Genomic DNA, 23,971 nt, shown 5'->3' with positions numbered 1-23,971 from the left:
TCAGCCTATCGGGACCCACCGACAGCCCGGCGCTCCCGCCCGAACGTACGCACGCCCCGACACCAAACTGATGCCGAGGCGTTCGTTTTGCGAACCGGAAGTGAAGAACCGGACCCTCAATCGGCCCTCGTGAGAGCCCGGTTGGACTTCACGAAGGCCGATCGCTGTGCGCGCAGGCGGCGTCTCAGTCCTCGCTCGCCGACTTCGAAGCCGTCGCCTTCTTGGCGGTCGTCTTCTTCGCCGTCGTCTTCTTCGCAGCCGTCGTCGTCTTCTTCGCCGCGGTCTTCTTGGCGGCCGTCTTCTTGGCCGGGGCGGCCTTCTTGGCGGTCGCCTTCTTCGCGGGGGCCTTCTTCGCCGTCTTCTTGGCGGGCCCCTTGGCCCGCTTCTCGGCGAGCAGCTCGAAGCCACGCTCCGGGGTGATCGTTTCGACGCTGTCGCCGGAGCGCAGGGTCGCGTTGGTCTCCCCGTCGGTGACGTACGGGCCGAAGCGGCCGTCCTTCACCACGACCGGCTTCTCGCTCACCGGGTCGGTGCCCAGCTCCTTCAGCGGCGGCTTGGCGGCCGCGCGGCCACGCTGCTTGGGCTGGGCGTAGATCGCCTGCGCCTCTTCCAGCGTGATCGTGAAGAGCTGCTCCTCGGCCTGCAGCGACCGCGAGTCCGTGCCCTTCTTCAGGTACGGCCCGTAGCGGCCGTTCTGAGCGGTGATCTCCACGCCCTCCGCGTCCTTGCCGACGACCCGCGGCAGGGACATCAGCTTGAGCGCGTCCTCGAGCGTCACCGTGTCGAGCGCCATCGACTTGAACAGCGAGGCCGTACGCGGCTTGACGGCGTTCTTGCCGGTCTTCGGGGTGCCCTCGGGGAGCACCTCGGTGACGTACGGGCCGTAGCGGCCGTCCTTGGCGACGATCGCGTGGCCGGTCTGCGGGTCGTTGCCCAGCTCGAAGTCGCCGCTCGGCTTGGCCAGCAGCTCCTCGGCCATCTCAACGGACAGCTCGTCCGGCGCCAGGTCCTCCGGGATGTCGGCGCGCTGGTGCTGCTCGGTGTCCTTCTCGCCGCGCTCGATGTACGGGCCGTAGCGGCCGACCCGCAGCACGATGTCGTTGCCCACCGGGAACGACGACACCTCACGGGCGTCGATCGCGCCCAGGTCGGTCACGAGCTCCTTGAGGCCACCGAGGTGGTCCCCGTCGCCGTTGCCGGCCTCGGCCGCGCCGCCGTTGTGGGTGCCCTCGCCGAAGTAGAACCGCTTCAGCCACGGCACGGACTGGGCCTCGCCGCGGGCGATGCGGTCGAGGTCGTCCTCCATCTTGGCGGTGAAGTCGTAGTCGACGAGCCGCCCGAAGTGCTTCTCCAGGAGGTTGACCACGGCGAAGGACAGGAAGGACGGCACCAGGGCCGTGCCCTTCTTGAACACATAGCCGCGGTCGAGGATCGTGCCGATGATCGACGCGTACGTCGACGGGCGGCCGATCTCCCGCTCCTCCAGCTCCTTGACCAGTGACGCCTCGGTGTAGCGGGCCGGGGGCTTGGTGGCGTGCCCGTCGACCGTGATCTCCTCGGCGCTGAGCGCGTCGCCCTCGCTGACCTGCGGGAGTCGGCGCTCGCGGTCGTCCAGCTCGGCGTTCGGGTCGTCGGCGCCCTCCACGTAGGCCTTCAGGAAGCCGTGGAAGGTGATCGTCTTGCCGGACGCGCTGAACTCGACGTCCCGGCCGTCGGCCGACGTGCCGCCGATCTTGACCGTGACCGAGTTACCGGTCGCGTCCTTCATCTGCGAGGCGACCGTCCGCTTCCAGATCAGCTCGTAGAGCTTGAACTGGTCGCCGGTCAGCCCGGTCTCGGCAGGCGTGCGGAAGCGGTCACCGGAGGGGCGGATCGCCTCGTGCGCCTCCTGCGCGTTCTTGACCTTCCCGGCGTACGTCCGGGGGGCCGACGGCAGGTAGTCGGCGCCGTAGAGCTGCGTGACCTGGGCGCGGGCGGCCGCGACGGCCGTGTCGCTCAGGGTCGTGGAGTCCGTACGCATGTACGTGATGTAGCCGTTCTCGTACAGCTTCTGCGCGACCTGCATCGTGGCCTTCGCGCCGAAGCCGAGCTTGCGGCTGGCCTCCTGCTGCAGCGTCGTCGTACGGAACGGGGCGTACGGCGAGCGGCGGTACGGCTTGGACTCGACGGACCGCACCGCGAACTGCGTGTTCTCGAGGGCGGCGGCGAGGGCGCGGGCGTTCGACTCGTCGAGGTGGAGGGTGTTCGCGCTCTTGAGTTGTCCCAGGGAGTCGAAGTCGCGGCCCTGCGCGACCCGCCTGCCGTCGACGGTCTGCAGGCGGGCGACCAGCGACGACGGGTCCGACGAGTCCCCGGCGCGGCCGGTCGCGAAGGTGCCCGTCAGGTCCCAGTACTCAGCAGAACGAAACGCGATGCGCTCGCGTTCCCGCTCCACGACGAGTCGGGTGGCGACGGACTGGACACGGCCGGCCGACAGCCGCGGCATGACCTTCTTCCACAGGACCGGCGAGACCTCGTAGCCGTAGAGGCGGTCGAGGATGCGGCGGGTCTCCTGGGCGTCGACCAGCTTCTGGTTCAGCTCGCGCGGGTTGGCGACGGCGGCCTGGATCGCGGCCTTGGTGATCTCGTGGAAGACCATCCGCTTGACCGGGACCTTGGGCTTGAGCACTTCCTGGAGGTGCCACGCGATGGCCTCGCCCTCGCGGTCCTCATCGGTGGCGAGGAAGAGTTCGTCGGACTCCTTCAGCAGGTCCTTGAGCTTCTTGACCTGGGCCCTCTTGTCGGCGTTGACGACATAGATCGGCTCGAAGTCGTGCTCGACGTCCACGCCGAGGCGGCGGACCTCGCCGGTGTACTTCTCCGGCACCTCCGCGGCGCCGTTCGGAAGGTCGCGGATGTGCCCGACGCTCGCTTCGACTACGTAGCCGGGGCCCAGGTAGCCCTTGATCGTCTTCGCCTTGGCAGGCGACTCGACGATGACGAGTCGGCGGCCGCCCTGTGCGGTCTCGCTGGTCGGGGACAACTTCGCTCTTCTCTCCGGTCGACGCTGGGGCCTCCCCAGGCCTACATCCCGGGGTCGGGTGGTGGTGACGCTGCGGAGTGTGACGGTACATCCCGCCCGGTTGTCAAACGGGAAAAGCCCGCAACGGCCACTCGAACGGTAACCCGACTTCCGCCATTCCTGCCGCCCGGAGTGCCCACCGGCCTTTTCGAGCCTTTCCGGAAGAGGACCTCCCAATTACCGGCCGCCCAGCTCGTGGGCCGTTCTCAGAGTCGGGTGAAGCACCATGTTCCGATGATCAGCGCGATCACCGAGACAAGGCCCGCGAGCGTCGCCGATGCGACGGGACTCACACCCTGAGCGACTGGCTGACGCTGCCGCACCCGGACCACGGTCCAGGCCAGCAGCCCACCTCCGAACAGGGCGAACACAACCCCGGCGAAGAGTGCCGGTCCCGTTTCCATGGTTCCGTTTGCCCCTTTTCTCCCGTCAGTATGCGCCCCAGCCCGGCGAGGCTGACACGCACGGACGGCGTACAGGCGAACCTGAGGTGAACGAGGAACCGACGCGGCTGTGGACTTCCGCCCCTGGTGGACTCAGCCGTCCCGAAGCACCCCAGAAGGGGCTCATAGGCCCATGAGACCCACGGCCCTCTCTGGTCTCGGTCCGAGTCCACCTCTGCGTTCCAGCCGTGGATGAGCCCTGGATGATCTCCTTCGGACCCGGCGCCGAGATCGACTCGAATTTGACGCTGCACAGCTCGGCGGCGTTGCCGGAACCCTTCTTGCAGATCATTTCGCCGGACGCATGAACAGTGCCTATGGCCTGGCCGGCTCGAGAAAGCCCTGCTCCACCAGCAGCCGGATCTGTGCGGGCGTACGGTCGCGGAGCAGCACCGGGTCCTCGCCCATGAGTTGGGCGATGGCGTCCAGAATGCGCCCCGCGCTCAGCGAGCCGTCGCACACGCCCGCGAAGCCCGCGCCGACCGTGTCCACCTGGGTGGCCCGGCGCATGCCGCGGTGCTGGCGCAGCACCACGTGCTCCGGGTCCTCGGCTCCGGGCATCCCGATCTGCTCCTGCACGATCTCGGCGACGAGCCTGAAGTGGTCCTCCAGCAGGGCCGCGTCGTCGTTGGCACGCAGATAGTCGAGCCGGTCGAAGTGCGCCCGGACCGTCTCCCCGAGCGGCTGCTCGACCGGGTGCGGCCACTCCTCCACCGTGATCGCGGGCACGGCGTCCGACGTCTTGCGCAGGGTGATCCACCCGAACCCCACGGCCTTGACCTTGCGCGCCTCGAACTCGTCCAGCCATGCGTCGTAGCGCGCCTGGTACTCGGCCGCGTCACCCCGGTGGTCGCCGGCGTCCCTGAGCCACAGCTCGGCGTACTGCGTGACGTCCTGGACCTCGCGCTGCACGATCCACGCGTCGCACCCGCGCGGCACCCACGACCGCAGCCTGTCCTGCCAGTCCTCCCCTTCCACGTGCTGCCAGTTGGCGAGGAACTGCGCGAACCCGCCCTCGCTCAGCCGCTCCCCTGCCCCCTGAACGATCGACCGGCACAGATCGTCCCCGCCCATCCCGCCGTCGCGGTACGTCAGCCGTGCGCCCGGCGAGATCACGAAGGGCGGGTTCGAGACGATCAGGTCGTACGTCTCGCCGTTCCTGAGCGGCTCGAACAGCGAGCCCTCCCGCAGCTCCGCGGCCGGGGCGCCGGACAGCGCGAGCGTGAGCGCGGTGATGTGCAGTGCGCGCGGGTTGAGGTCGGTCGCCGTCACGCGCGTGGCGTGCTGCGCGGCGTGCAGCGCCTGGATTCCGGAACCGGTGCCGAGGTCGAGGGCAGCGGAGACGGGCGTACGGACGGTGATGCCCGCGAGGGTCGTGGACGCGCCGCCGACGCCGAGGACGACGCCCTCGTCCTTGCTGCCGATGCCGCCGGCACCGCCGACCGCGCACCCCAGGTCGGAGACGATGAACCAGTCCTCGCCCGCGGGCCCGCCGTACGGCCGTACGTCGACGGTTGCGGCGACGTCGTCGCCGGGGCCTCCGGATCCGGCCGGGTTCCCGCCGACCCGGACCAGCCACCCGCTCTCCAGGCAGGCGTCGACGGGCAGAACACCCGCCACGCGCGCGTGCGGGACGGGCTGCTGCAACAGGAACAGCCGTACGAGCGCCTCCAGGGGCGTGTCTCCGCGGGTCGCCCGGAGCGCGGGCACGGTCTCGCTGCGCGCGAGCGCCGCGTACGCGGGCGCGCCGAGCAGTTCGAGCAACCCGTCGGCGGTGAAGGAGGCCCCGAGCAGGGCCTCCCGCAGCCGGGCGGCGACATCGTGGCGGTCGGAGGCGGGCAGGGCAGGCAGGCTGGAGTCACTCACGCCCTCATTGTGACCCGCGCCCGCGCGCAGAGGGGGCTCAGCTGCCGGCGGCGCCTGCCGACGCGGTCACCGCGGCGGCCTGCTTGCAGCCCTCCTGGGAGGTCAGCGCCTTCTTGGTGTCGCCCGACTCCAGCGTCTTCAGCGCCGTGACCGCGCTCTTGCGCTGGGTCTCCACCTGCTTCATCTCGGCGGACACGTCCTTCAGGCCGGAAGCGAACTTCGCCTGGTTCTTGGTGTCCAGGCCGTCGACCCGCTTCTTCAGGTCGCCGTATGCCGCGGACAGGGCGGTGAGCTTCTTGACGACGTCCTGCTGGACCTTCGCGCCGTCCTCGACGCCGGGAGGCGCACCGGCGTTGCTGATGAGGGACGCGCGCGCCTTGTAGCCGTCGGCGAGGTCCTGGAAGGCCTCGGAATCGGCCTGCTGGAGCTCCTTGGGCGTGCTGGTGGTGTCCTTGGCCGCCTTCGTGATCGCGACGTAGGCCGCCGAGATCTTGGCGTTCTGCGCCGGCACCGCGTCGCAGACCTTCTTGGCCCAGGCGTCCAGCTCCGGGTTGCCCTCGTCGCTCGTGCATCCCGTCAGCGCCAGCAGCAGCACCGCACCGCCGGACAGTGCGGCCGTGAGCTTCTTGTTCACCGGTTTGGTCCCTTCCGTGGCTCTCGGCCACCGGACCTTACACGGCGGGCGGGAGGCAGCCGCGCACAGAATGCGGCATTCATGCCGTTGTCAAAGTCTTTGCACCATGTGAGAGAAGGGTCACGGCTAGGGCGTGAACGGACACAAGACGGGCGGGCGGCACGTCAATGCGCGCCGCCCGCCCGCCTCTTGAGCTCGGCCGTCGTGAGACCGCCTACGAAACCACCGCGGGATCGGCCGGCTTGGCCATCCTGTCGGCGTTGCCTTCGTCACCCATCGCGATGCCGCGCCGCTTGGAGACGTACACCGCGCCGACGATGACGAGGAGCGAGAGTACGGCGATCACGACCCGTACCCCCACGTTCTTGTCCTCGCCGTAGCTGAACTGGATGACCGCGGGCGCGATGAGCAGCGCGACCAGGTTCATCACCTTCAGCAGCGGGTTGATCGCGGGACCGGCGGTGTCCTTGAAGGGGTCACCGACCGTGTCGCCGATCACCGTCGCGGCGTGGGCCTCGCTGCCCTTGCCGCCGTGGTGACCGTCCTCGACGAGCTTCTTGGCGTTGTCCCAGGCACCGCCGGAGTTGGCCAGGAACACCGCCATCAGCGTGCCGGAGCCGATCGCACCCGCCAGGAACGCGCCCAGGGCGCCGACCCCGAGCGTGAACCCGATGAAAATGGGCGCCAACACGGCGAGCAGACCGGGCGTGGCGAGCTCGCGCAGGGCATCCCGGGTGCAGATGTCGACGACCTTGCCGTACTCCGGCTTCTCCGTGTAGTCCATGATCCCGGGCCGCTCGCGGAACTGCCGCCGCACCTCGTACACCACGGAACCCGCCGACCGCGACACGGCGTTGATGGCGAGCCCCGAGAAGAGGAAGACGACCGCCGCGCCGGCGATCAGGCCGACGAGGTTGTTGGGCTGCGAGATGTCCATCATCAGGTTCATCGGCGCGCCTTCGCCGCTGAGTTTCTCGCCCACGTCCCGCGCGCCGGTGGTGATGGCGTCGCGGTACGACCCGAAGAGCGCCGCTGCCGCCAGGACGGCGGTGGCGATGGCGATGCCCTTGGTGATGGCCTTGGTGGTGTTGCCGACCGCGTCCAGGTTGGTGAGCACCTGGGCGCCCGCGCCCTCGACGTCGCCGGACATCTCGGCGATGCCCTGCGCGTTGTCGGAGACCGGACCGAAGGTGTCCATGGCGACGATCACCCCGACCGTGGTGAGCAGGCCGGTGCCGGCCAGCGCCACCGCGAACAGCGCCAGCATGATCGACGTACCGCCGAGCAGGAACGCCCCGTAGACGCCGAGGCCGATCAACAGGGCGGTGTAGACGGCCGATTCCAGACCGACCGAGATTCCGGCGAGGACGACGGTGGCCGGACCGGTGAGCGAGGTCTTGCCGATGTCCATGACCGGCCGGCGGTTGGTCTCGGTGAAGTAGCCGGTCAGCTGCTGGATGACGGCGGCCAGCACGATGCCGATGCCCACGGCGACGAGCGCGAGGATCCGCGGATCGCCGTCCTTGGCCGCGATGGCCGCGTCGGTGACGCCGTCGAGGTCGGCGTACGACGACGGCAGGTAGATGAACACGGCGGCCGCGACGAGCACGATCGAGATCACCGCGGAGATGAAGAACCCGCGGTTGATCGCCGTCATGCCGCTGCGGTCGCTGCGCCGCGGTGCCACGGCGAAGATGCCGATCATCGCGGTGATCACACCGATCGCGGGCACGATCAGCGGGAAGGCGAGCCCGGAGTCACCGAACGCCGCCGACCCGAGGATCAGCGCGGCGACCAGGGTCACGGCGTACGACTCGAACAGGTCGGCCGCCATGCCCGCGCAGTCGCCGACGTTGTCGCCCACATTGTCGGCGATGGTCGCGGCATTGCGCGGATCGTCCTCCGGAATGCCCTGTTCGACCTTGCCGACCAGGTCGGCGCCGACGTCGGCGGCCTTGGTGAAGATGCCGCCGCCGACACGCATGAACATCGCGATCAGCGCGGCACCGAGACCGAATCCTTCGAGCACCTTCGGCGCGTCGGCCGCGTACACCAGCACCACACAGGAGGCGCCCAGCAGGCCGAGCCCCACCGTGAACATGCCGACGACGCCGCCGGTACGGAAAGCGATCTTCATGGCTTTGTGCGAGACGGCGGTGAGATCCTTTTCCGGCTCACCCTCCGCCGGGGTCGCTTCCCGCGCGGCCGCGGCAACGCGCACATTGCTGCGCACGGCGAGCCACATGCCGATATAACCGGTGCCCGCCGAGAACGCGGCGCCGATCAAGAAGAACACGGATCGGCCGATGCGCTGATTCCAGTCGTCCGCGGGCAGCAGCATGAGCAGGAAGAACACGACCACGGCGAATACGCCGAGCGTGCGCAACTGCCGGGCCAGATAGGCGTTCGCGCCTTCCTGGATGGCCGTCGCGATCTTCTTCATGCTGTCGGTGCCCTCGCCCGCCGCGAGCACCTGGCGCACCAGGACTCCGGCGACCACGAGCGCTGCCAGCGCAACGACACCGATGATCGTGATGATGATCCGGTTGTCGTCCGTCAGTACTGCGGCCGCGAGGGTAGTGGGATGGTCCAGCTGATGAGGGGTAGAAAGCCCCGCCATTCGTCCTCCTTGACGCTTGGGCTGAGCTCAAGATGTGGACGGATTCTAGGTACCGGAACCTGATCAAAACAGAGCGCGGTAAACGGAATCAGCCTTCACATGCCGTTCAGCAAATGATCGACGTACCGCCACAGAACCCGAAAGCGCTAATGCCCCAAAACCATTGACGCCCCGTTTACTTGATCAAATTATCGGCGGATTGATCGTGAATTCATTCACGAATTCCCGCGCGCCCTCCGAAAAAACGCGAAGGGGCCCTGCTGAGCAGGGCCCCTTCGCGATGAGACGGTTGGATGGGTCGGTCAGGAGAGCACCGCGGCCGACGGTGTGGTCGGCCAGGTCATCCGGATCAGCCCACCGTGCTCCCCCGCGGAGACCTCGACGTCGTCGACGAGTCCGCTGATGACCGCGAGGCCCATCTCGTCCTCCTCGGCCTCGACTTCGCCGTCGCCGCCCGCGGCGCCGGCTCCCCGTTCACCGGGAACGGAGCGTGGTGCCTCGTCGCCGACCTCGATGGAGAACTGTTTCTCCTCCTCGATCAGCGCCACCTTCACCGGCGCGGTGATGCCGACGCTCTGGTGCAGTCCGACGGCACGGGTGCAGGCCTCGCCGACGGCGAGCCTGACCTCGTCGAGTACGGCCTCGTCCACTCCGGCCCTGCGCGCCACCGCTGCCGCCACCAGTCGGGCGGTCCTGACGTGCTCGGGCAGCGCGCTGAAGCGGAGTTCAACGGTGGCCATGCATCCCCCTCAGAACTACGGGCGTGCTGTCGGGGGACCGGGCCGCCGAAAGCCCAGTCCCCCTTCACTTTCACCTTCTGCGGACCCGGGCACGCCGCCGTACGGCGTGCCCGGGTCCGGTGATCAGTCGGTCGCCGCTACCGCTTCCTCGACCGAGGTGTGGATCGGGAACACCTTGGTGAGGCCGGTGATACGGAAGATCTTCAGAATGCGCTCCTGGTTGCAGACCAGGCGCAGGGAGCCCTCATGGGCACGCACACGCTTCAGGCCGCCGACCAGCACGCCGAGCCCGGTGGAGTCGAGGAAGTCCACGCCCTCCATGTCGACGACGAGGTGGAAACTCCCGTCGTTCACCAGCTCGACCAACTGCTCGCGCAGCTTGGGCGCGGTATATACGTCGATTTCGCCACCGACCTCGACGACCGTACGATCGCCGACGGTACGGGTCGACAGGGACAGGTCCACGGATCCTCCAGCACCTTGCTATCGAGCGGTCGTCCCTAGGGACACCTCGGCTTACAGCCCCCTGGACGGTTCGCCAGCCGCGATGGCATTCAATCACTTACCGGCAGGCGTGCACGACGCCTTGGTCCCATTGTCCGTCACGCCAGTGACACACTCGGTGCCGATGGCCAAGAATCTCCGATCCGATCGATCCCCGACGGGCCCCGTTTCCCGGGCGGACCCGGGCACGGTGCTGGGACGGCTCGCCTCGGGACCGAACCGCGCTTCGCGCATCACTCATACGGAGCATGTGCCCCCGCGCGCCGGTCGCCATGCAGTCTGGCCTGACCGGATCCGCGCGGAGATCATCGCCGCGGTGCAGACGGCGGGAATCGAACATCCCTGGGCCCACCAGGCACGCGCCGCCGAGCACGCCCTGGACGGCGACTCGGTGGTCGTCGCCACGGGCACGGCGTCGGGCAAGTCCCTGGCCTACCTGGTGCCGGTTCTCTCGACGCTCCTGGACGGCTCCGAGGCGCCGAACGGACGCGGCGCCACCGCCCTCTACCTGGCTCCGACCAAGGCTCTTGCGGCGGATCAGTGCCGTTCGGTGAAGGAACTTTCACATCCGCTGGGCAATTCCGTACGGCCGGCCGTGTACGACGGCGATACTCCGTTCGAGGAACGCGAGTGGATCCGCCAGTACGCCAACTACGTCCTGACCAACCCCGACATGCTGCATCGCGGCATACTCCCGTCCCACCCGCGCTGGTCCTCCTTCCTGAAGGCGCTGAAGTACGTCGTCATCGACGAGTGCCACACCTACCGCGGTGTCTTCGGCTCCCACGTCGCCCAGGTCCTGCGCCGCCTGCGCCGCCTGTGCGCCCGCTACGGGGCCTCTCCGGTCTTCCTGCTGGCCTCCGCGACCGCCGCCGAGCCCGCGGTCGCCGCCGGCCGTCTCACCGGCCTCCCGGTGGTGGAGGTCGCCGACGACGCCTCCCCGCGCGGCGAGCTGGTCTTCGCCCTCTGGGAGCCCCCGCTCACCGAGCTCCAGGGAGAAAAGGGCGCCCCCGTCCGCCGCACCGCCACCGCCGAAACGGCCGACCTGCTGACCGACCTCGCCGTCCAGGGCACCCGCACGGTCGCCTTCGTGCGCTCCCGGCGCGGCGCCGAGCTGATCTCGGTCATCGCGCAGGAACGCCTCGCCGAGGTAGATCGCTCCCTCGCCCGGCGTGTCGCGGCGTATCGCGGCGGCTACCTCCCCGAGGAACGCCGCGCCCTGGAACAGGCCCTCCACTCCGGCGAACTCCTCGGCCTCGCCGCCACCACGGCCCTTGAACTCGGCATCGACGTGTCGGGCCTGGACGCCGTGCTGATCGCCGGCTACCCGGGCACGCGCGCGTCCCTGTGGCAGCAGGCGGGCCGGGCAGGCCGCTCCGGGCAGGGCGCGCTGGCCGTCCTGGTCGCCCGCGACGACCCGCTGGACACCTACCTCGTCCACCATCCCGAGGCCCTGTTCGACCGTCCGGTGGAGTCGACGGTCCTCGACCCCGACAACCCGTACGTCCTCGCCCCGCACCTGTGCGCCGCGGCCGCCGAAGTTCCGCTGACGGACGAGGACCTGGAGCTGTTCGGCCCCGAGGCCGGGGCTCTGCTGCCGCAGCTGGAGGCCGCGAAGCTACTGCGCCGGCGCACGAAGGCCTGGCACTGGACGCGCCGGGAACGGGCCGCCGACCTGACCGACATCCGCGGCGAGGGCGGCCGTCCGGTCCAGGTGGTCGAGTCCGGGACGGGTCGGCTGCTCGGCACCGTCGACGCGGGCGCCGCGCACGGCACGGTGCACGAGGGCGCGGTGCACCTGCACCAGGGCCGTACGTACCTGGTGCGCTCCCTCGACCTGGAGGACTCGGTCGCCCTGGTCGAGGAGGCCTCCCCGTCGTACTCGACGGTCGCCCGCGACACGACGGCGATCTCCGTCCTGGAGACGGACATCGAGGTCCCATGGGGTGACGGCCGCCTGTGCTACGGCTCCGTCGAGGTCACCAACCAGGTGGTCTCCTTCCTGCGGCGCCGACTGATCACCGGCGAAGTACTGGGCGAGACGAAACTCGACCTCCCCCCTCGTACGCTGCGCACCCGCGCGGTGTGGTGGACGGTCACCGAGGACCAGTTGGACGAGGCCCGGATCAACCCGGAGATCCTCGGCGGCGCCCTGCACGCCGCCGAGCACGCCTCGATCGGCCTGCTGCCCCTCTTCGCGACCTGCGACCGCTGGGACATCGGCGGCGTCTCGATCCCGCTGCACCCCGACACGCTTCTCCCGACGGTCTTCGTCTACGACGGCCACCCCGGCGGCGCGGGCTTCGCCGAGCGCGCCTTCCACACCGCCCGCAGCTGGCTCACCGCCACCCGCCAGGCCATCTCCTCCTGCGAATGCGACGCCGGCTGCCCGTCCTGCATCCAGTCCCCCAAGTGCGGCAACGGCAACGATCCGCTGCACAAGCGCGGGGCGGTGCGGCTGCTCACTGTGCTGCTGCGGGGGGCGCCGGAGGAGACGGCGGAGGCTGGGGTGGGTGAGGGCGGGGGGTCCGGCCCGGGTGAGGCCGCGTGACGTGAGCTGGGTGAAAGCGGGCGGTCTGGGTTGGGTGAGACCGCGGGGCCTGGTTGGGTGGCGCCGGGCGGTCCGGGCTGAGTGCCGGCGAGGGGGACGGCCGGGGCGGGGACTGGGAGGCTGTCGTCGCGGATCGGGAGGGCGAGGCTGTCGCGGCTCGGTACGCGGAGGCCGCCCTGGCCCCCGCCCTGGCCCCGGCGTGCGCGGCTGTCCCGCACCGGAAGGAAGAGCCAAGCCCGCCCCTGGCCCCGAGGGCGAGTCTGTCCCGAACCGGGCGTGAGAAAGCCTGCCCCGGCCCCTGCACGGCAGGAGGAGCCGCCGCTGGCCGCGTAACGGTCAGGGAGGCGGCGTCGACCAGTCGGCACCCTCAAGGGGGACCTGCGGACTACCCCGTCAGCCGGTCCGTCCCCTCAGGGCCGAACGGCTGAGGCCCGGCACCAGGGACGCCCGAGTCGGCTCGGCGAGCCCCGCCGGCCCCGCACGCGCCCTGACCTCCGCAGCGAACGGCCCCCGACCCGACGCCGCCGTCACATCCGACACCTCCCCCACCAGCACGCACCGCACCAGCCGCACCCCCTGAGCCTCAGCCACCCGTTCCGCCCGAGCGCAGGCCGCCGTACCGCCCTCCGCCCAGTGGTCGGCCGCCGCCAGTGCCGCGAGATCGGCACCGCCGGCCGCGCGGTGGCGGGTCATGACGGCCTGTCCCAGGGTGAGTACGACGCCGAAGACGACACAGAGCACGGCGATGGCGCCGACGCTCCAGACGGTGGCGGAGCCGCGATCGGAGCGGAGGGCGGCGGCGCGCCGTCGGGCCACTCGGCCCCGGGCGCGGTGCTTGCCCCTGCCCTGGTCCTGGTCCTCGTCCTCGTCCCAGTCGGCCTCGGCGTCTGCGCCAACGCCCCTCCCGAACCGCCGACCGCCCGCCGCCCCCCGCCCAGGGCCCTGCCCGGTGACAGACTCGGTGCGTACTGCCCGACTCCTTCTCATGTCCCGGCCCCCACCGTCTCCTCCGCCGACGCCACGGCCTCCTCCCGTACCTCGAAGGGAAGGCCGCCCAGCACCGGCGGCTTGGCCACGACGACCACGCGAACCTCGTCCCCCTTCCTGCCGACCGTGACCGTCGCACCGCGCGGTGCCGCCTCCCGGGTGACCTCGATGACCGCGTCGGCCGGATCCTGCCGGGCTGCCGCGCGGGCGCCCGTCCGAGCGGCGTCCACGCACTGGATCTGCGCGGCCACCACGAGCAGCCCCCACACCAAGGCCATCGCGAACATCACCAGCACGGGCAGCACGACAGCTGATTCCGCCGTCACGAATCCCTGGTCCGAACTCCAGACCGCGTACCGACCCGGCCTCCGCTTGCTCCTCCTCCCGCTCCTCGGCTCACATCCGCGCATCGAGTGCCTGCTTCACGACGTCCTGTAGTTGCGCGCTGACCTGCCCGCTCGTCACGACCTTGTAGAGCACCACTGCGAAGGCCACCGCCGCGACGATCCCCATCGCGTACTCGGAGGTGACCATCCCCGCGTCCCTCCGCGCCGCCCGCATCCTGCACACCAGGGCCCGCATCCGTGCCTGTACCGCCTTGTACATCTCAACCCCCGTAGAGCCCAGTTCCGTTGAAACCAGCTGTTGAATGCCCTGCTACTAATCCGTTGAATGTCCCGCTGACCCGTTGAAGGTCCCGCTGACCCGCAGCCGTCTGCCGCGTTCGGTCCCTCACCGCGTCACCCGCCACCCCCTCCCAGCACCCCACCCGCCAGCCCGATCACCACCGGCGCGACCCCGACCGCGATGAACGCGGGCAGGAAGCACAGCCCCACCGGCGCGCTCACCATGACGGCCGCCCGCCTGGCACGTTCCGTCGCAGCGCGCGCCCAGTCGGCGCGGGCCTCCGCGGCGATCCGTGCGACCGGCCCGGCCGCGGGGAGCCCGGACACGTCGGCCCGTTCCAGCAGCCGCGCCAGCGGCCCGGCCCTCGGCAACGAGGCCAACCGCTGCCACGCCTCGCCCGGTTCACCGCCCAGCCGCACTTCCGCGGCGCCTCGCGCGAGCCGGTCCCCGACGGGGCCGCCCAGGGCCTCGCCGACAGCCTGTGCCGCGATCACCGGAGCGGCTCCTGCAGCGATGCAGGCCGCCAACAGGTCCGCCGCGAGCGCGAGTTGTCTCGCCACTTCACCGGCGTCGACTTCCTCTGCGGGGCTGACGGCTTCCTGCCGACGCCGCCACCCCCACAGCCCGGCCGCGACGATCAACCCCACCGCCAGCCCGGCGACACCGCCGACCACCGCCCAACCGGCAGCCACGACAGCCGCCATGGGCAGCGCCCGCCGCACGCCCCGCCGGACGTCGAACCGCCGGCGACTCGACGCCGGATCGACCGTCGTCATCAACTCGGCGAGCCGTCGCCGGGCCTTTCTCTCGCTTCTGGCCACGAGCAACCACCACAAAGCGCACGCGACGACCAGCACCGCCCCAAGCGCCGTCCCCACCCTGTGGACAACCTCCGCGTTCACGCCGCCACCTCCCTCTCACGCCTTCGACCGGTTCGCGCCCTCACGTCGCCTCCGCTCCCCGCACGATCCGCAGTGCCCACCACATCCCCAGCCCCTCCAGCACGCCCCCGACGGCCAGGCACCCGATCCCCGCCCCGGTATGCAGCAGCACCCGCAACGGTTCGGCCCCCATGGCGGCCCCGAGCAGCAATCCGAGGACCGGCAGACCGGCGAGCATCACCACCGTCGAGCGAGCGCCCGCCAACTGAGCACGCAAATCTGCACGTTGGTCACGTTCAACCCGCAACGCCCCTTCCAGCCGGTCGAGCCCGGCCGCGAGCCCCGCTCCCTGGTCCACGGCAACCCGCCAGCACGCCGCCAGTCCCGACAAGCCCTCGGCGCCCGGCTGCCGTGCCGCCAAGGCGAGGGCGCCCGGCACATCCCCGCCGAACCGCGCCGCCGCCAGCACCGCGGCCTGCGCCTCACCAAGCCCACCGGAGTCCCGCGCCGCCAGCAGCAAGGCCTCCCCCGGCTGCCGTCCGGCCCGCACCTCCCCGGCAAGCGCCCCGCACAGCGCGATCACCGTGTCCCCGCGACGCTCCCGTGCCCGCCGCGCCTCTCGGGCCAGCCGTACCCGCCGCAGCACCGGCACCCCGGCCGCCCCCGCGACGATCGGCAACACCGACGACCCCAGCACGGCCACCACCAACCCGAGGACCGGCGCCCACCACTCGGCCCGCAACCGCTCACGAAGCCGCCCCAGCTCCTGGGCCGTCTGCCGCCACTCCGGCGGCCCGGCACCCACAGCCCCACCGCCCGCGAGCAGCAGCTGCGCCCGCCGCGCACCGGAATTCCGCCCACCCAGCAACCAGACCGCCGCCCCGAGGCAGGCCACGGCTGCGCCCAACGACATCTCACCCATTCGGATCACCCACACCCTTCACGTCTGCGCAGCTCTCACGCCCCGCGTCCCTCATGACCGGGCACCCCTCACGCCCCGTGCCCCGCACCCCTCACACGTCCGCCCCGCCATCGCCCTCCTCCCGAAGCAGCCCCCGAAGCCGCTCCCACCCCCGCTCGTACGCGAACCCCTCCGCGCCCCACCGCAGCGCCGGCACAGTCCGCACCAACCCCGACGGGTCCCGCTCCAGGACATGCACCTCGGCGATCCGGCGCCGTCCGTTCCGGTCGCGTACGAGATGCACTACGACCGACAGCGCCGCCGCCAACTGGCTGTGCAGTGCGGCCCGGTCGAGCCCGGCCGCCGTTCCGAGCGCCTCCAGTCGGGCCGGCACGTCGGCCGCCGCGTTGGCGTGGACGGTCCCGCAGCCTCCCTCGTGGCCGGTGTTCAACGCCGCCAGCAGATGCACCACTTCGGGCCCTCGCACCTCGCCCACGACCAGCCGGTCCGGCCGCATGCGCAGTGCTTGCCGCACAAGGTCCTCGAGGGTGACGAGTCCGGCGCCCTCCTGGTTGGCGGGTCTGCTCTCCAGCCGTACGACATGCGGGTGGTCCGGCCTGAGTTCTGCCGAGTCCTCCGCGAGGACGATCCGCTCCCCCGCCCCGACGAGCCCCAACAGCGCGCTCAGCAGCGTCGTCTTGCCGCTGCCGGTCCCACCACTGATCAGGAAGGACAGCCGTGCCTCGACCAGCGCCCGCAGGACCCGGTCCCCGCCCGGCGGCACCGTGCCGGCCGCGACCAACTCGTCGAGCATGAACGCCCGCGGCCGTACGACACGCAGCGCCAGGCAGGTGCAGCCGACGGCCACCGGTGGCAGCACCGCGTGCAGCCGGGTGCCGTCGGGCAGCCGGGCGTCCACCCAGGGCCGCGCGTCATCCAGGCGCCGCGCTGCCACCGCGGCGAGGCGTTGCGCGAGGCGCCGTACGGCCGACGCGTCCGGGAAGGACACGGATGTCAGCTCCAGTCCGCCGCCCCGGTCCACCCAGACCCGGTCCGGCGCCGAGACCAGCACATCCGTCACGGACGGATCAGCGAGCAGCGGCTCCAGCGGGCCGCTCCCGACCAGCTCGGACCGCAACTGCTCGGCCGCCCCGAGGACTTCGGCGTCCCCCAGCACCCTGCCCTGTTCCCGCAGGGCCTGTGCGACCCGTGCCGGAGTCGGTTCGGCCCCGCTCTCGGCCAGCCACTGCCGCACCCCGTCGAGCAGCCCCGCCGGCATGCCCACCCCGGCCGCCGGCCCCTCCGACGCCCACCGCACAGCCGACGTACCGGCCCTGTCGCCCGACTCCCGCCACACGGCAGACGATCCGTCTCTGTCGCCCGACTCCCCCCACACGGCAGACGATCCGTCCCTGTCCGCCAACTCCCGCCGCCCGGCACCCGAAATCGCCGTACGGTCCGACAGCCGCCCACCCACAGCCCCGCCCGCTAAGTGGTCCGACAACCGCCCCGCCGCACCTCCACGCACCGCACGACCCACCGGACGCCGCCGCTCATCAGCGTCGCCCGCAGCCCCATCCGACGCCCACCGCGGCGTACCCCTACGGGCCCCGACGCCCGGCGCCACGCCGCCCACTCGCACCCCGTCAGACAACGCCCCGACCGACTCAGCCTCGCGTCCGCCACCCCGCCCAAGCCCCGAAGCCGTACTCATGCCACCCTCGCCTCAAGCAACGCCCGCTCCCAGAACTCCCGGCAGAACCGGGCCAACGGCCCTCGCCCCGCCGCCCCCGGCGGATCTTTGCTCTCGTGCGGCCGCAGCAGTCCCGACTCGACCGGCACCTCACCCACGAGCGGCAGATCCAGGAGTCGGGCGACCTCGCGGTCGTCGAGCCCTGCCGCGTACGGTCCGCGTACCGCCACCCGCAGGTCGCGCAGGACCAGTTGGACCGCGGAGGCCACCTGCCGAGCTGCAGCCACGGCGCGCAGTTCGGCGGGGGCCACGAGGATCCCGACGTCGAGTTGGGCGAGGGCTTGCGCGACCCCTTCGTCGATGCGGCGGGGCAGGTCGACGACGACCGCGCCGCCGCGGCGCCGGGCCGCGGCGAGGACCGCTCGCATCGCCTGTGGCGGGACGGCGACGCAGTCGCCGCGATCCCAGCTCAGGACCCGCAGGGAGTGCAGTTTCGGCAGCGACTCCTCCAGAGCGCCACTGCCGAGCCGCCCGCGTGAGCCGGCGAATGCCGGCCAGCGCAGGCCCTCTGCAGACTCGCCGCCGAGGAGTACGTCGAGTCCGCCACCCAGCGGATCGGCGTCCACGAGCAGCGTGCGCAGCCCCTCACGCGCGGCGGTGACGGCGAGGGCGCATGCGAGCGTGGAGGCTCCGGCCCCGCCGCGTCCGCCGATGACGCCGACGGTGAGGGCGGGGCTTCCGACGCCCTCGGCGACGTCGGCGATGCGGTCGACCAGCCACTGTTCGCCGTCCGGCAGCATCAGGACGTGATCGGCGCCGATCTCGACGGCCCGGCGCCAGACCCCGGAGTCGTCCTGGTCCCGGCCGACGAGCACGACTCCCCGTCGGCGTCCGGCGCCGCGCACGCGGCGTGCGGCGTCGTCGCCGACCATGACGAGCGGTGCGGCCTCCCAGCTGCCCCTGGGCTCGGGCACTCCGTGGTGGACCTCCGGTGTGGCGCCTGCCGCGGCGCACAGGCGCAGCAGGTCGTCGAGCAGATCGGCGTCCTCCGTGACGATCAACGGCTTGCCCGGCCGCCCTGAGGCGGCGGGCGGCGGATCGTGTGTGACGATTGCGGTCACGGTTTCCGTCCCCCTTCGCTGCATCACTCGCGCAGCCCTGCGGCCCCGCGATTCCCAAACGTGTGAAGAACCGGCAAGCGGCCCCCATATGAACGGCCGATACGAACCGGCCAAACGCGCCCGACAAACCAGAACCGGCCATGAAGTCGGCCTGAGCGGGACGCGCTGGAAACACGGTGCAGCGATCCCGGAAATCGTGTGGATCTTGGTCGATAACTGTGGACAACTCGGCGGTTGTGAATATCGCAGTCACCCAAACCGGTGACCCCCGCACCGACCCCTGTGCGACTTCCGGAGAGCAGCACGATCGCTACACACAGTGATGAATCATGGGCATGCGAAAGAGACGGCCGCGGCCGCCTCAACTCGGCCCTGCGGCCGCGCTCGGAAGGGGAAAATGCACCCGGACATGCGACGACCCCCGCCGGGGGGGAGAGCGGGGGTCGTCTCCACGGCCGACTCGGGGGGGGAGGAGTCGGACCGGGTTAGCACGGTCGCGAACGATCCGTGACTTCCATGGTGTACCCGAGAGCCCTCTCAGGCAAACCCACGCGCCCACCTTACGCCGAATGGGCTGCGCCTATGCTCAGGGTCGTGGAAAACCACTCCTTGCCCCGCACAGCCGCCTTCTTTGACCTGGACAAGACGGTCATTGCGAAGTCGAGCACGCTCACGTTCAGCAAGTCCTTCTACCAAGGCGGTCTGATCAACCGCCGGGCCGCCCTGCGGACCGCATATGCCCAGTTCGTCTTCCGCCTGGGCGGTATGGACCATGACCAGATGGAGCGCACACGCGAGTACCTCTCCGCGCTCGTCCGCGGCTGGAACGTCCAGCAGGTCAAGGAGATCGTCGCCGAGACGCTGCACGATCTGATCGACCCGATCATCTACGACGAGGCCGCCTCCCTCATCGAGGAGCACCACACCGCCGGCCGCGACGTCGTGATCGTGTCCACGTCGGGCGCGGAGGTGGTCGAGCCGATCGGCGAGCTGCTCGGCGCCGACCGCGTGGTGGCCACACGCATGGTCGTGGGCGACGACGGCTGCTTCACCGGAGAGGTGGAGTACTACGCGTACGGCCCGACGAAGGCCGTGGCGATCAAGGAGCTGGCCGCGTCCGAGGGCTACGACCTCTCCCGCTGCTACGCCTACAGCGACTCGGCCACCGATCTGCCGATGCTTCAGGCCGTCGGCCATCCGCATGCGGTGAATCCCGACCGCACACTGCGCCGGGAGGCACTCGCGCGCGGGTGGCCGATTCTCGACTTCCATCGCCCGGTCCGGCTCAAGCAGCGCATTCCTTCGTTCTCCGTGCCTCCGCGTCCCGCCCTTGTCGCGGCTGCGGCCATAGGAGCCGCAGCGGCCACCGCGGGCCTCGTCTGGTACGCGAGTCGACGCCGCTCCGCGCTCGCCTGAACTGCGGTTCCCGGACTGGGCGGACCACGTTCGACTTACCGATGACCGTTTGTCTCCGTTTTGCGGGCAAAAGTAAAGAACTGCAGCCAGGCCTTCCGCTTGGTTGGGTCCTGGAGTACAAAGGACTCAACGGCCCGCGAGACCAAGGACATCCGAGAGGATCACCTTAAATACGCATTTGGCCCCACGGACCGAGCATGGACACCGGGCACCCACGCGACGTCGACCCGTCGATTACGGGCCAGCCGCACCAGGTGACGGGCAAAGTTCCCGACCTGATGGGCAACACATCGAGGACGCCTGGTAACCCGGTGGACATGCCAGCGGCGGTACGAATCCTCGTACCGCCGCAACTCTTATGAGCCCCCTCGGGGGCTTTTTTCATGCCCTGCGCATCGCAATGCTTTGCGGCACGCAACGCCTCACGCGCGTGTGCGTCACGCCGCGCCGCGCTGAAGCGCCTCGCAGACAGCCGTCGACTCGCGCGCGCCGAGCTCGATCGCCTTGCCGCAGTGGGCGATCCAGGCGGCCATGCCCTCGGGGGTGCCCGAGACGTAGCCGTCGAGCGCCGCCAGATAGGCCGCGCGGCCCAGTTCGCCGTGGCCGACCTCGGCCGGGCAGACGGACTTCGGGTCGAGGCCGCTGCCGACCAGGACGATGCGCTCGGCCGTGCGCGCGACCAGGCCGTTGTGGGAGGTGAAGGGACGCAGCGCGAGAAGCTCGCCGTGCACGATGGCGGCCGTCACCAGCGCGGGCGCCGAACCGCCGGCGATGATCAGCTCGGACAGCCCCTCGAGTCGGCCATGCACCTCCGCCGCGCTCGGCTGCGGCAGCTCGACCAGCGGCTCGTCGACCGGCTCGCCCTCCTGCCGCGGCCTTCCGACCCGGTCGTCCTTGCTCGCCGCCGCCACCAGGTGCAGCCGGGCCAGCACCCGCAGCGGCGACTGCCGCCAGATGGACAGGAGTTGACCTGCCTCGGCCGTGAGCCGCAGCGAGGCGCCCACAACGCGCGCCTCGTCGTCACCGCTGAAGTCGGTACGCCGGCGCACCTCTTCCAGCGCCCAGTCGGCCCCGGACAGGGACGCGGACCCGCGGGCGCCGCGCAGCGCCGCCTCGGCGGTGATCTCGTTGCTGCGGCGCCGCATGATCCGGTGCCCGTACACCCGGTCCACGGACTTACGCACGGACTCCACGGACTCGGGCACACCGGGCAGGGAACCGAGAGTCGCGAGCGGATCGGCGGACGCGCCTGTCGTACTCATGAGTACGACACTACGCAACCAGGGCGCGCACCCCACGATCGAGTGGCCTTCTTCACGCACGCGTGCCACGTACAGCTACCACTCCACTACCCTTTGTGAACATGAAAATTGCTTTCGTCGGGAAGGGCGGCAGCGGCAAGACGACCCTGTCCTCCCTGTTCATCCGCCACCTCGCCGCGACGGGCGCGCCCGTCGTCGCCGTCGACGCCGACATCAACCAGCACTTGGGAGCCGCGCTCGGCCTCGACGACACGGAGGCCGCCGCACTGCCCGCGATGGGCGAACGGCTGTCGTTGATCAAGGACTACCTGCGCGGTTCCAATCCGCGGATCACCTCTGCCCGGACGATGATCAAGACGACACCACCGGGCCGGGGATCGCGGCTGCTGCGGGTGCGTGAGAGCAATGCGGTGTACGACGCATGCGCCCGGCCGGTGGAACTCGACGGCGGCGCCGTCCGTTTGATGGTCACCGGCCCCTTCACGGACTCCGATCTCGGGGTCGCCTGCTACCACTCCAAGACCGGGGCGGTGGAGCTGTTCCTGAACCACCTGGTGGACGGCCCCGACGAGTACGTCGTGGTCGACATGACGGCGGGCTCAGACTCGTTCGCCTCCGGCATGTTCACCCGCTTCGACATCACGTTCCTCGTCGCCGAGCCGACCCGGAAGGGGGTTTCCGTTTATCGCCAGTACAAGGAGTACGCCCGCGACTTCGGCGTCATCCTGAAGGTCGTCGGCAACAAGGTGCAGGGTCAGGACGATCTCGACTTCCTCCGCGCCGAGGTCGGAGACGACCTGCTGGTGACCGTCGGGCACTCGGACTGGGTGCGTGCCATGGAGAAGGGCCGCCCGCCCCGGTTCGAGCTCCTGGAGGACGCCAATCAGCTCGCCCTGCGCCGCCTGCACACGGCCGTGGACGCCACGCACGAGCTACGGGACTGGGAGCGGTACACCCGCCAGATGGCGCACTTCCACCTGAAGAACGCCCAGTCCTGGGGCAACGAGCGCACCGGGGCCGACCTGGCGGCGCAGATCGACCCCGGATTCGTACTCGGCGGGAACGTCGCTGCCGTGACCGGGGGCAACAACTCCCACCTGACTCCCACTGCTTGACCGACCGCTTGACCTATTCCTTGGCCCCTTCCTTGACCGCCGGCGCCCCGGGCACCCCCTTCGGGGCCGGGGCCGGGCGCCCGGACAGGAAGGACGCCCAGCCCTCCTTCGGGGCCTCACCGACCCCGAGGGTGCGCAGCTTCTTCAAGGTCGCCGGGTCCTGGGCGTCCAGCCAGTCGGCGAGCTGGCGGAAGGACACGCAGCGCACGTCGGGTTTGTTGCAGACGGCCTCGACGACGTCCTCGACGGCGCGCATGTAGGTGCCGCCGTTCCAGGACTCGAAGTGGTTGCCGATGATCAGGGGCGCGCGGTTGCCGTCGTAGGCCCGGTGGAAGCCCTTGAGCAGACCGTCCCGCATCTGATTGCCCCAGAAGTCGTGCTTGGCGGGGTCGCCCTGGCTGTTGGTGCCCGACTGGTTGACCATGAAGTTGTAGTCCATGGTGAGCTGCTCGTAGGAGTGCCCGGGGAAGGGCACGAGCTGCAGCGACAGATCCCACAGACCCTCCTTCTTCGTGGGCCAGAGCTGGGTGTTGACGCCGCTGGAGTCGTAGCGGAAGCCGAGATCCCGCGCGGCCTTCACAAAGTTCTTCTGGCCTTCCAGACAGGGTGTGCGGGCGCCGATGAGCTCCTTGTCGTAGTCGAAGGGCAGAGGGGGCGTCTTCGTCATGCCGGCGTTGGTCTTCCAGGACTTCACGAACTTCTTCGCCTGGGCGATCTCGTCCTTCCATTCCTTCACCGACCATTCGCCGACCCCGCCGTCGCTGCCGCAGAAATGGCCGTTGAAGTGAGTGCCGATCTCGTTGCCTTCGAGCCATGCGAGGCGCAGCTGCTTCACGGTGTCGGCGATGCCCTCCTCGTCGTTGAAGCCGATGTCGGAGCGGCCCGGGGAGTGCTGGGGCGGCCGGTACAGGTCGCGTTTGTGGTTCGGCAGCATGTACACGCCGCTGAGGAAGTACGTCATCGTCGCGTTGTTCGCCTTGGAAACCTTGCGGAAGTGGGAGAACAGCTTCTGGCCGTCCTCGCCGGCGCCGTCCCAGGAGAACACCACGAACTGCGGCGGCTTCTGACCGGGCTTCAGCCGCTCCGGTCTGAGCAGATGCGGCTGTGCTCCGGTGTACGCGGTGGACCCGTCGCCGATCAGTCGGACGACGTTCTGCGGGGCGGGTGCCGCCGGCTTGACCTTCGGTGGTCCGGGCACGCCCTGCCCGGCGTCGGTGCCGGTCGAGCAACCCGCGAGCGAAGCGGCACAGACCGCCGCGATCGCGGTGCCCGCGGTAATCCTGTGCGTCGCGGAGGCCCTGTGTGACGCGGCGATTGCGCGAGGGGCGGCGTTGTGGCGGGTGGCGGCCATGTTCCGTCCACCTTCTTCCTTCTCTCGGGTGCCGACAGCGCCGCCAAAGTCGCATGGGTTCGAGAAGGAATTAGTACGACAAGCCGACTAATCGGCCACTTCACCCTTTAGAGGGATTTATTAGTCCATTTGCTCGGAAAAACTATTCCGGTCCTTTACTCTGCATTACGATCCGTTTACCGACTGTTGATGCATCCC

Annotated in this window: 19 protein-coding genes; 3 read left to right on the top strand and 16 right to left on the bottom strand. The window is 70.3% G+C overall.

Annotated features, from left to right (window positions below):
- Positions 1–184: 184 nt before the first annotated feature.
- The 7 genes from topA to bldG all read right to left on the bottom strand — a co-directional run bounded on the left by topA (position 185) and on the right by bldG (position 9,829).
- On the bottom strand, positions 185–3,022 hold the full coding sequence (gene topA, locus AB5J55_RS23470) for a type I DNA topoisomerase (RefSeq protein ID WP_369272552.1): 2,838 nt from the start codon (positions 3,020–3,022) through the stop codon (positions 185–187).
- A 245-nt stretch (positions 3,023–3,267) separates the two neighbouring features.
- A complete protein-coding gene (locus AB5J55_RS23465) occupies positions 3,268–3,465 on the bottom strand; it encodes a hypothetical protein (protein ID WP_369272551.1) in 198 nt (65 codons plus the stop codon).
- A 354-nt stretch (positions 3,466–3,819) separates the two neighbouring features.
- Positions 3,820–5,370 (bottom strand): methyltransferase, encoded by a 1,551-nt coding sequence (locus tag AB5J55_RS23460; RefSeq protein ID WP_369272550.1) that lies wholly within the window; start codon positions 5,368–5,370, stop codon positions 3,820–3,822.
- A 37-nt stretch (positions 5,371–5,407) separates the two neighbouring features.
- On the bottom strand, positions 5,408–6,004 hold the full coding sequence (locus AB5J55_RS23455) for a small secreted protein (protein WP_369272549.1): 597 nt from the start codon (positions 6,002–6,004) through the stop codon (positions 5,408–5,410).
- Between the two features lie 214 nt (positions 6,005–6,218).
- Positions 6,219–8,624: a sodium-translocating pyrophosphatase gene (locus AB5J55_RS23450; RefSeq protein ID WP_369272548.1), complete on the bottom strand. Its 2,406-nt coding sequence runs from the start codon at positions 8,622–8,624 to the stop codon at positions 6,219–6,221.
- A 302-nt stretch (positions 8,625–8,926) separates the two neighbouring features.
- Positions 8,927–9,364 carry an ATP-binding protein gene (locus AB5J55_RS23445; RefSeq protein ID WP_369272547.1) on the bottom strand — a complete coding sequence of 146 codons (438 nt, stop codon included), beginning with the start codon at positions 9,362–9,364 and terminating at the stop codon, positions 8,927–8,929.
- Positions 9,365–9,487: 123 nt separating this feature from the next.
- Positions 9,488–9,829: an anti-sigma factor antagonist BldG gene (bldG, locus tag AB5J55_RS23440; protein WP_003975386.1), complete on the bottom strand. Its 342-nt coding sequence runs from the start codon at positions 9,827–9,829 to the stop codon at positions 9,488–9,490.
- Between the two features lie 82 nt (positions 9,830–9,911).
- On the opposite strand from bldG, the gene AB5J55_RS23435 reads away from it, so the two are divergent.
- A complete protein-coding gene (locus tag AB5J55_RS23435; RefSeq protein WP_369272546.1) occupies positions 9,912–12,419 on the top strand; it encodes a DEAD/DEAH box helicase in 2,508 nt (835 codons plus the stop codon).
- Between the two features lie 393 nt (positions 12,420–12,812).
- Here the strand turns inward: AB5J55_RS23435 and AB5J55_RS23430 are convergent, their stop codons facing one another.
- The 7 genes from AB5J55_RS23430 to ssd form a co-directional block, all read right to left on the bottom strand.
- Positions 12,813–13,235 carry an Rv3654c family TadE-like protein gene (locus AB5J55_RS23430; protein WP_369276268.1) on the bottom strand — a complete coding sequence of 141 codons (423 nt, stop codon included), beginning with the start codon at positions 13,233–13,235 and terminating at the stop codon, positions 12,813–12,815.
- A 167-nt stretch (positions 13,236–13,402) separates the two neighbouring features.
- Positions 13,403–13,732, bottom strand: coding sequence for a TadE family type IV pilus minor pilin (locus AB5J55_RS23425; protein WP_369272545.1), 330 nt, complete (start codon positions 13,730–13,732; stop codon positions 13,403–13,405).
- A gap of 70 nt (positions 13,733–13,802) precedes the next feature.
- The gene (locus AB5J55_RS23420) at positions 13,803–14,012 is read right to left on the bottom strand and encodes a DUF4244 domain-containing protein (RefSeq protein WP_369272544.1); all 210 of its coding nucleotides are present in this window, start codon (positions 14,010–14,012) and stop codon (positions 13,803–13,805) included.
- Positions 14,013–14,146: 134 nt separating this feature from the next.
- Complete coding sequence (locus AB5J55_RS23415; protein WP_369272543.1) at positions 14,147–14,935, bottom strand: type II secretion system F family protein; 789 nt, start codon at positions 14,933–14,935, stop codon at positions 14,147–14,149.
- Positions 14,936–14,975: 40 nt separating this feature from the next.
- The gene (locus AB5J55_RS23410) at positions 14,976–15,836 is read right to left on the bottom strand and encodes a type II secretion system F family protein (RefSeq protein WP_369272542.1); all 861 of its coding nucleotides are present in this window, start codon (positions 15,834–15,836) and stop codon (positions 14,976–14,978) included.
- A gap of 91 nt (positions 15,837–15,927) precedes the next feature.
- Entirely contained in the window at positions 15,928–17,094 is a 1,167-nt protein-coding gene (locus AB5J55_RS23405) for a TadA family conjugal transfer-associated ATPase (protein ID WP_369276267.1), read from the bottom strand.
- Between the two features lie 431 nt (positions 17,095–17,525).
- On the bottom strand, positions 17,526–18,653 hold the full coding sequence (ssd, locus tag AB5J55_RS23400; RefSeq protein ID WP_369272541.1) for a septum site-determining protein Ssd: 1,128 nt from the start codon (positions 18,651–18,653) through the stop codon (positions 17,526–17,528).
- A 558-nt stretch (positions 18,654–19,211) separates the two neighbouring features.
- Here ssd and AB5J55_RS23395 point away from each other — a divergent pair.
- Complete coding sequence (locus AB5J55_RS23395) at positions 19,212–20,045, top strand: HAD family hydrolase (RefSeq protein WP_369272540.1); 834 nt, start codon at positions 19,212–19,214, stop codon at positions 20,043–20,045.
- Between the two features lie 437 nt (positions 20,046–20,482).
- Here the strand turns inward: AB5J55_RS23395 and AB5J55_RS23390 are convergent, their stop codons facing one another.
- On the bottom strand, positions 20,483–21,307 hold the full coding sequence (locus AB5J55_RS23390) for an oxidoreductase (protein WP_369272539.1): 825 nt from the start codon (positions 21,305–21,307) through the stop codon (positions 20,483–20,485).
- A gap of 101 nt (positions 21,308–21,408) precedes the next feature.
- On the opposite strand from AB5J55_RS23390, the gene AB5J55_RS23385 reads away from it, so the two are divergent.
- The gene (locus AB5J55_RS23385; protein ID WP_369272538.1) at positions 21,409–22,422 is read left to right on the top strand and encodes an ATP-binding protein; all 1,014 of its coding nucleotides are present in this window, start codon (positions 21,409–21,411) and stop codon (positions 22,420–22,422) included.
- Between the two features lie 13 nt (positions 22,423–22,435).
- On the opposite strand, the gene AB5J55_RS23380 is transcribed toward AB5J55_RS23385, so the two are convergent.
- Positions 22,436–23,773 (bottom strand): hypothetical protein, encoded by a 1,338-nt coding sequence (locus tag AB5J55_RS23380; RefSeq protein WP_369272537.1) that lies wholly within the window; start codon positions 23,771–23,773, stop codon positions 22,436–22,438.
- Between the last annotated feature and the right edge of the window lie 198 nt (positions 23,774–23,971).

Source organism: Streptomyces sp. R11 (genome assembly GCF_041051905.1).
Lineage (GTDB): Bacteria > Actinomycetota > Actinomycetes > Streptomycetales > Streptomycetaceae > Streptomyces.
This window is presented reverse-complemented; position numbering and strand designations above follow the sequence as displayed.

Coding starts and splice junctions, on each gene's coding strand:
- AB5J55_RS23390 (WP_369272539.1), bottom strand. CDS start 21,307: ATGAGTACGACAGGCGCGTCCGCCGATCCGCTCGCGACTCTCGGTTCC.
- AB5J55_RS23405 (WP_369276267.1), bottom strand. CDS start 17,094: ATGCCGGCGGGGCTGCTCGACGGGGTGCGGCAGTGGCTGGCCGAGAGC.
- AB5J55_RS23450 (WP_369272548.1), bottom strand. CDS start 8,624: ATGGCGGGGCTTTCTACCCCTCATCAGCTGGACCATCCCACTACCCTC.
- AB5J55_RS23395 (WP_369272540.1), top strand. CDS start 19,212: ATGCTCAGGGTCGTGGAAAACCACTCCTTGCCCCGCACAGCCGCCTTC.
- AB5J55_RS23465 (WP_369272551.1), bottom strand. CDS start 3,465: ATGGAAACGGGACCGGCACTCTTCGCCGGGGTTGTGTTCGCCCTGTTC.
- AB5J55_RS23420 (WP_369272544.1), bottom strand. CDS start 14,012: ATGTACAAGGCGGTACAGGCACGGATGCGGGCCCTGGTGTGCAGGATG.
- AB5J55_RS23380 (WP_369272537.1), bottom strand. CDS start 23,773: ATGGCCGCCACCCGCCACAACGCCGCCCCTCGCGCAATCGCCGCGTCA.
- AB5J55_RS23385 (WP_369272538.1), top strand. CDS start 21,409: ATGAAAATTGCTTTCGTCGGGAAGGGCGGCAGCGGCAAGACGACCCTG.
- AB5J55_RS23410 (WP_369272542.1), bottom strand. CDS start 15,836: ATGGGTGAGATGTCGTTGGGCGCAGCCGTGGCCTGCCTCGGGGCGGCG.
- AB5J55_RS23435 (WP_369272546.1), top strand. CDS start 9,912: ATGGCATTCAATCACTTACCGGCAGGCGTGCACGACGCCTTGGTCCCA.
- AB5J55_RS23445 (WP_369272547.1), bottom strand. CDS start 9,364: ATGGCCACCGTTGAACTCCGCTTCAGCGCGCTGCCCGAGCACGTCAGG.
- ssd (WP_369272541.1), bottom strand. CDS start 18,653: ATGCAGCGAAGGGGGACGGAAACCGTGACCGCAATCGTCACACACGAT.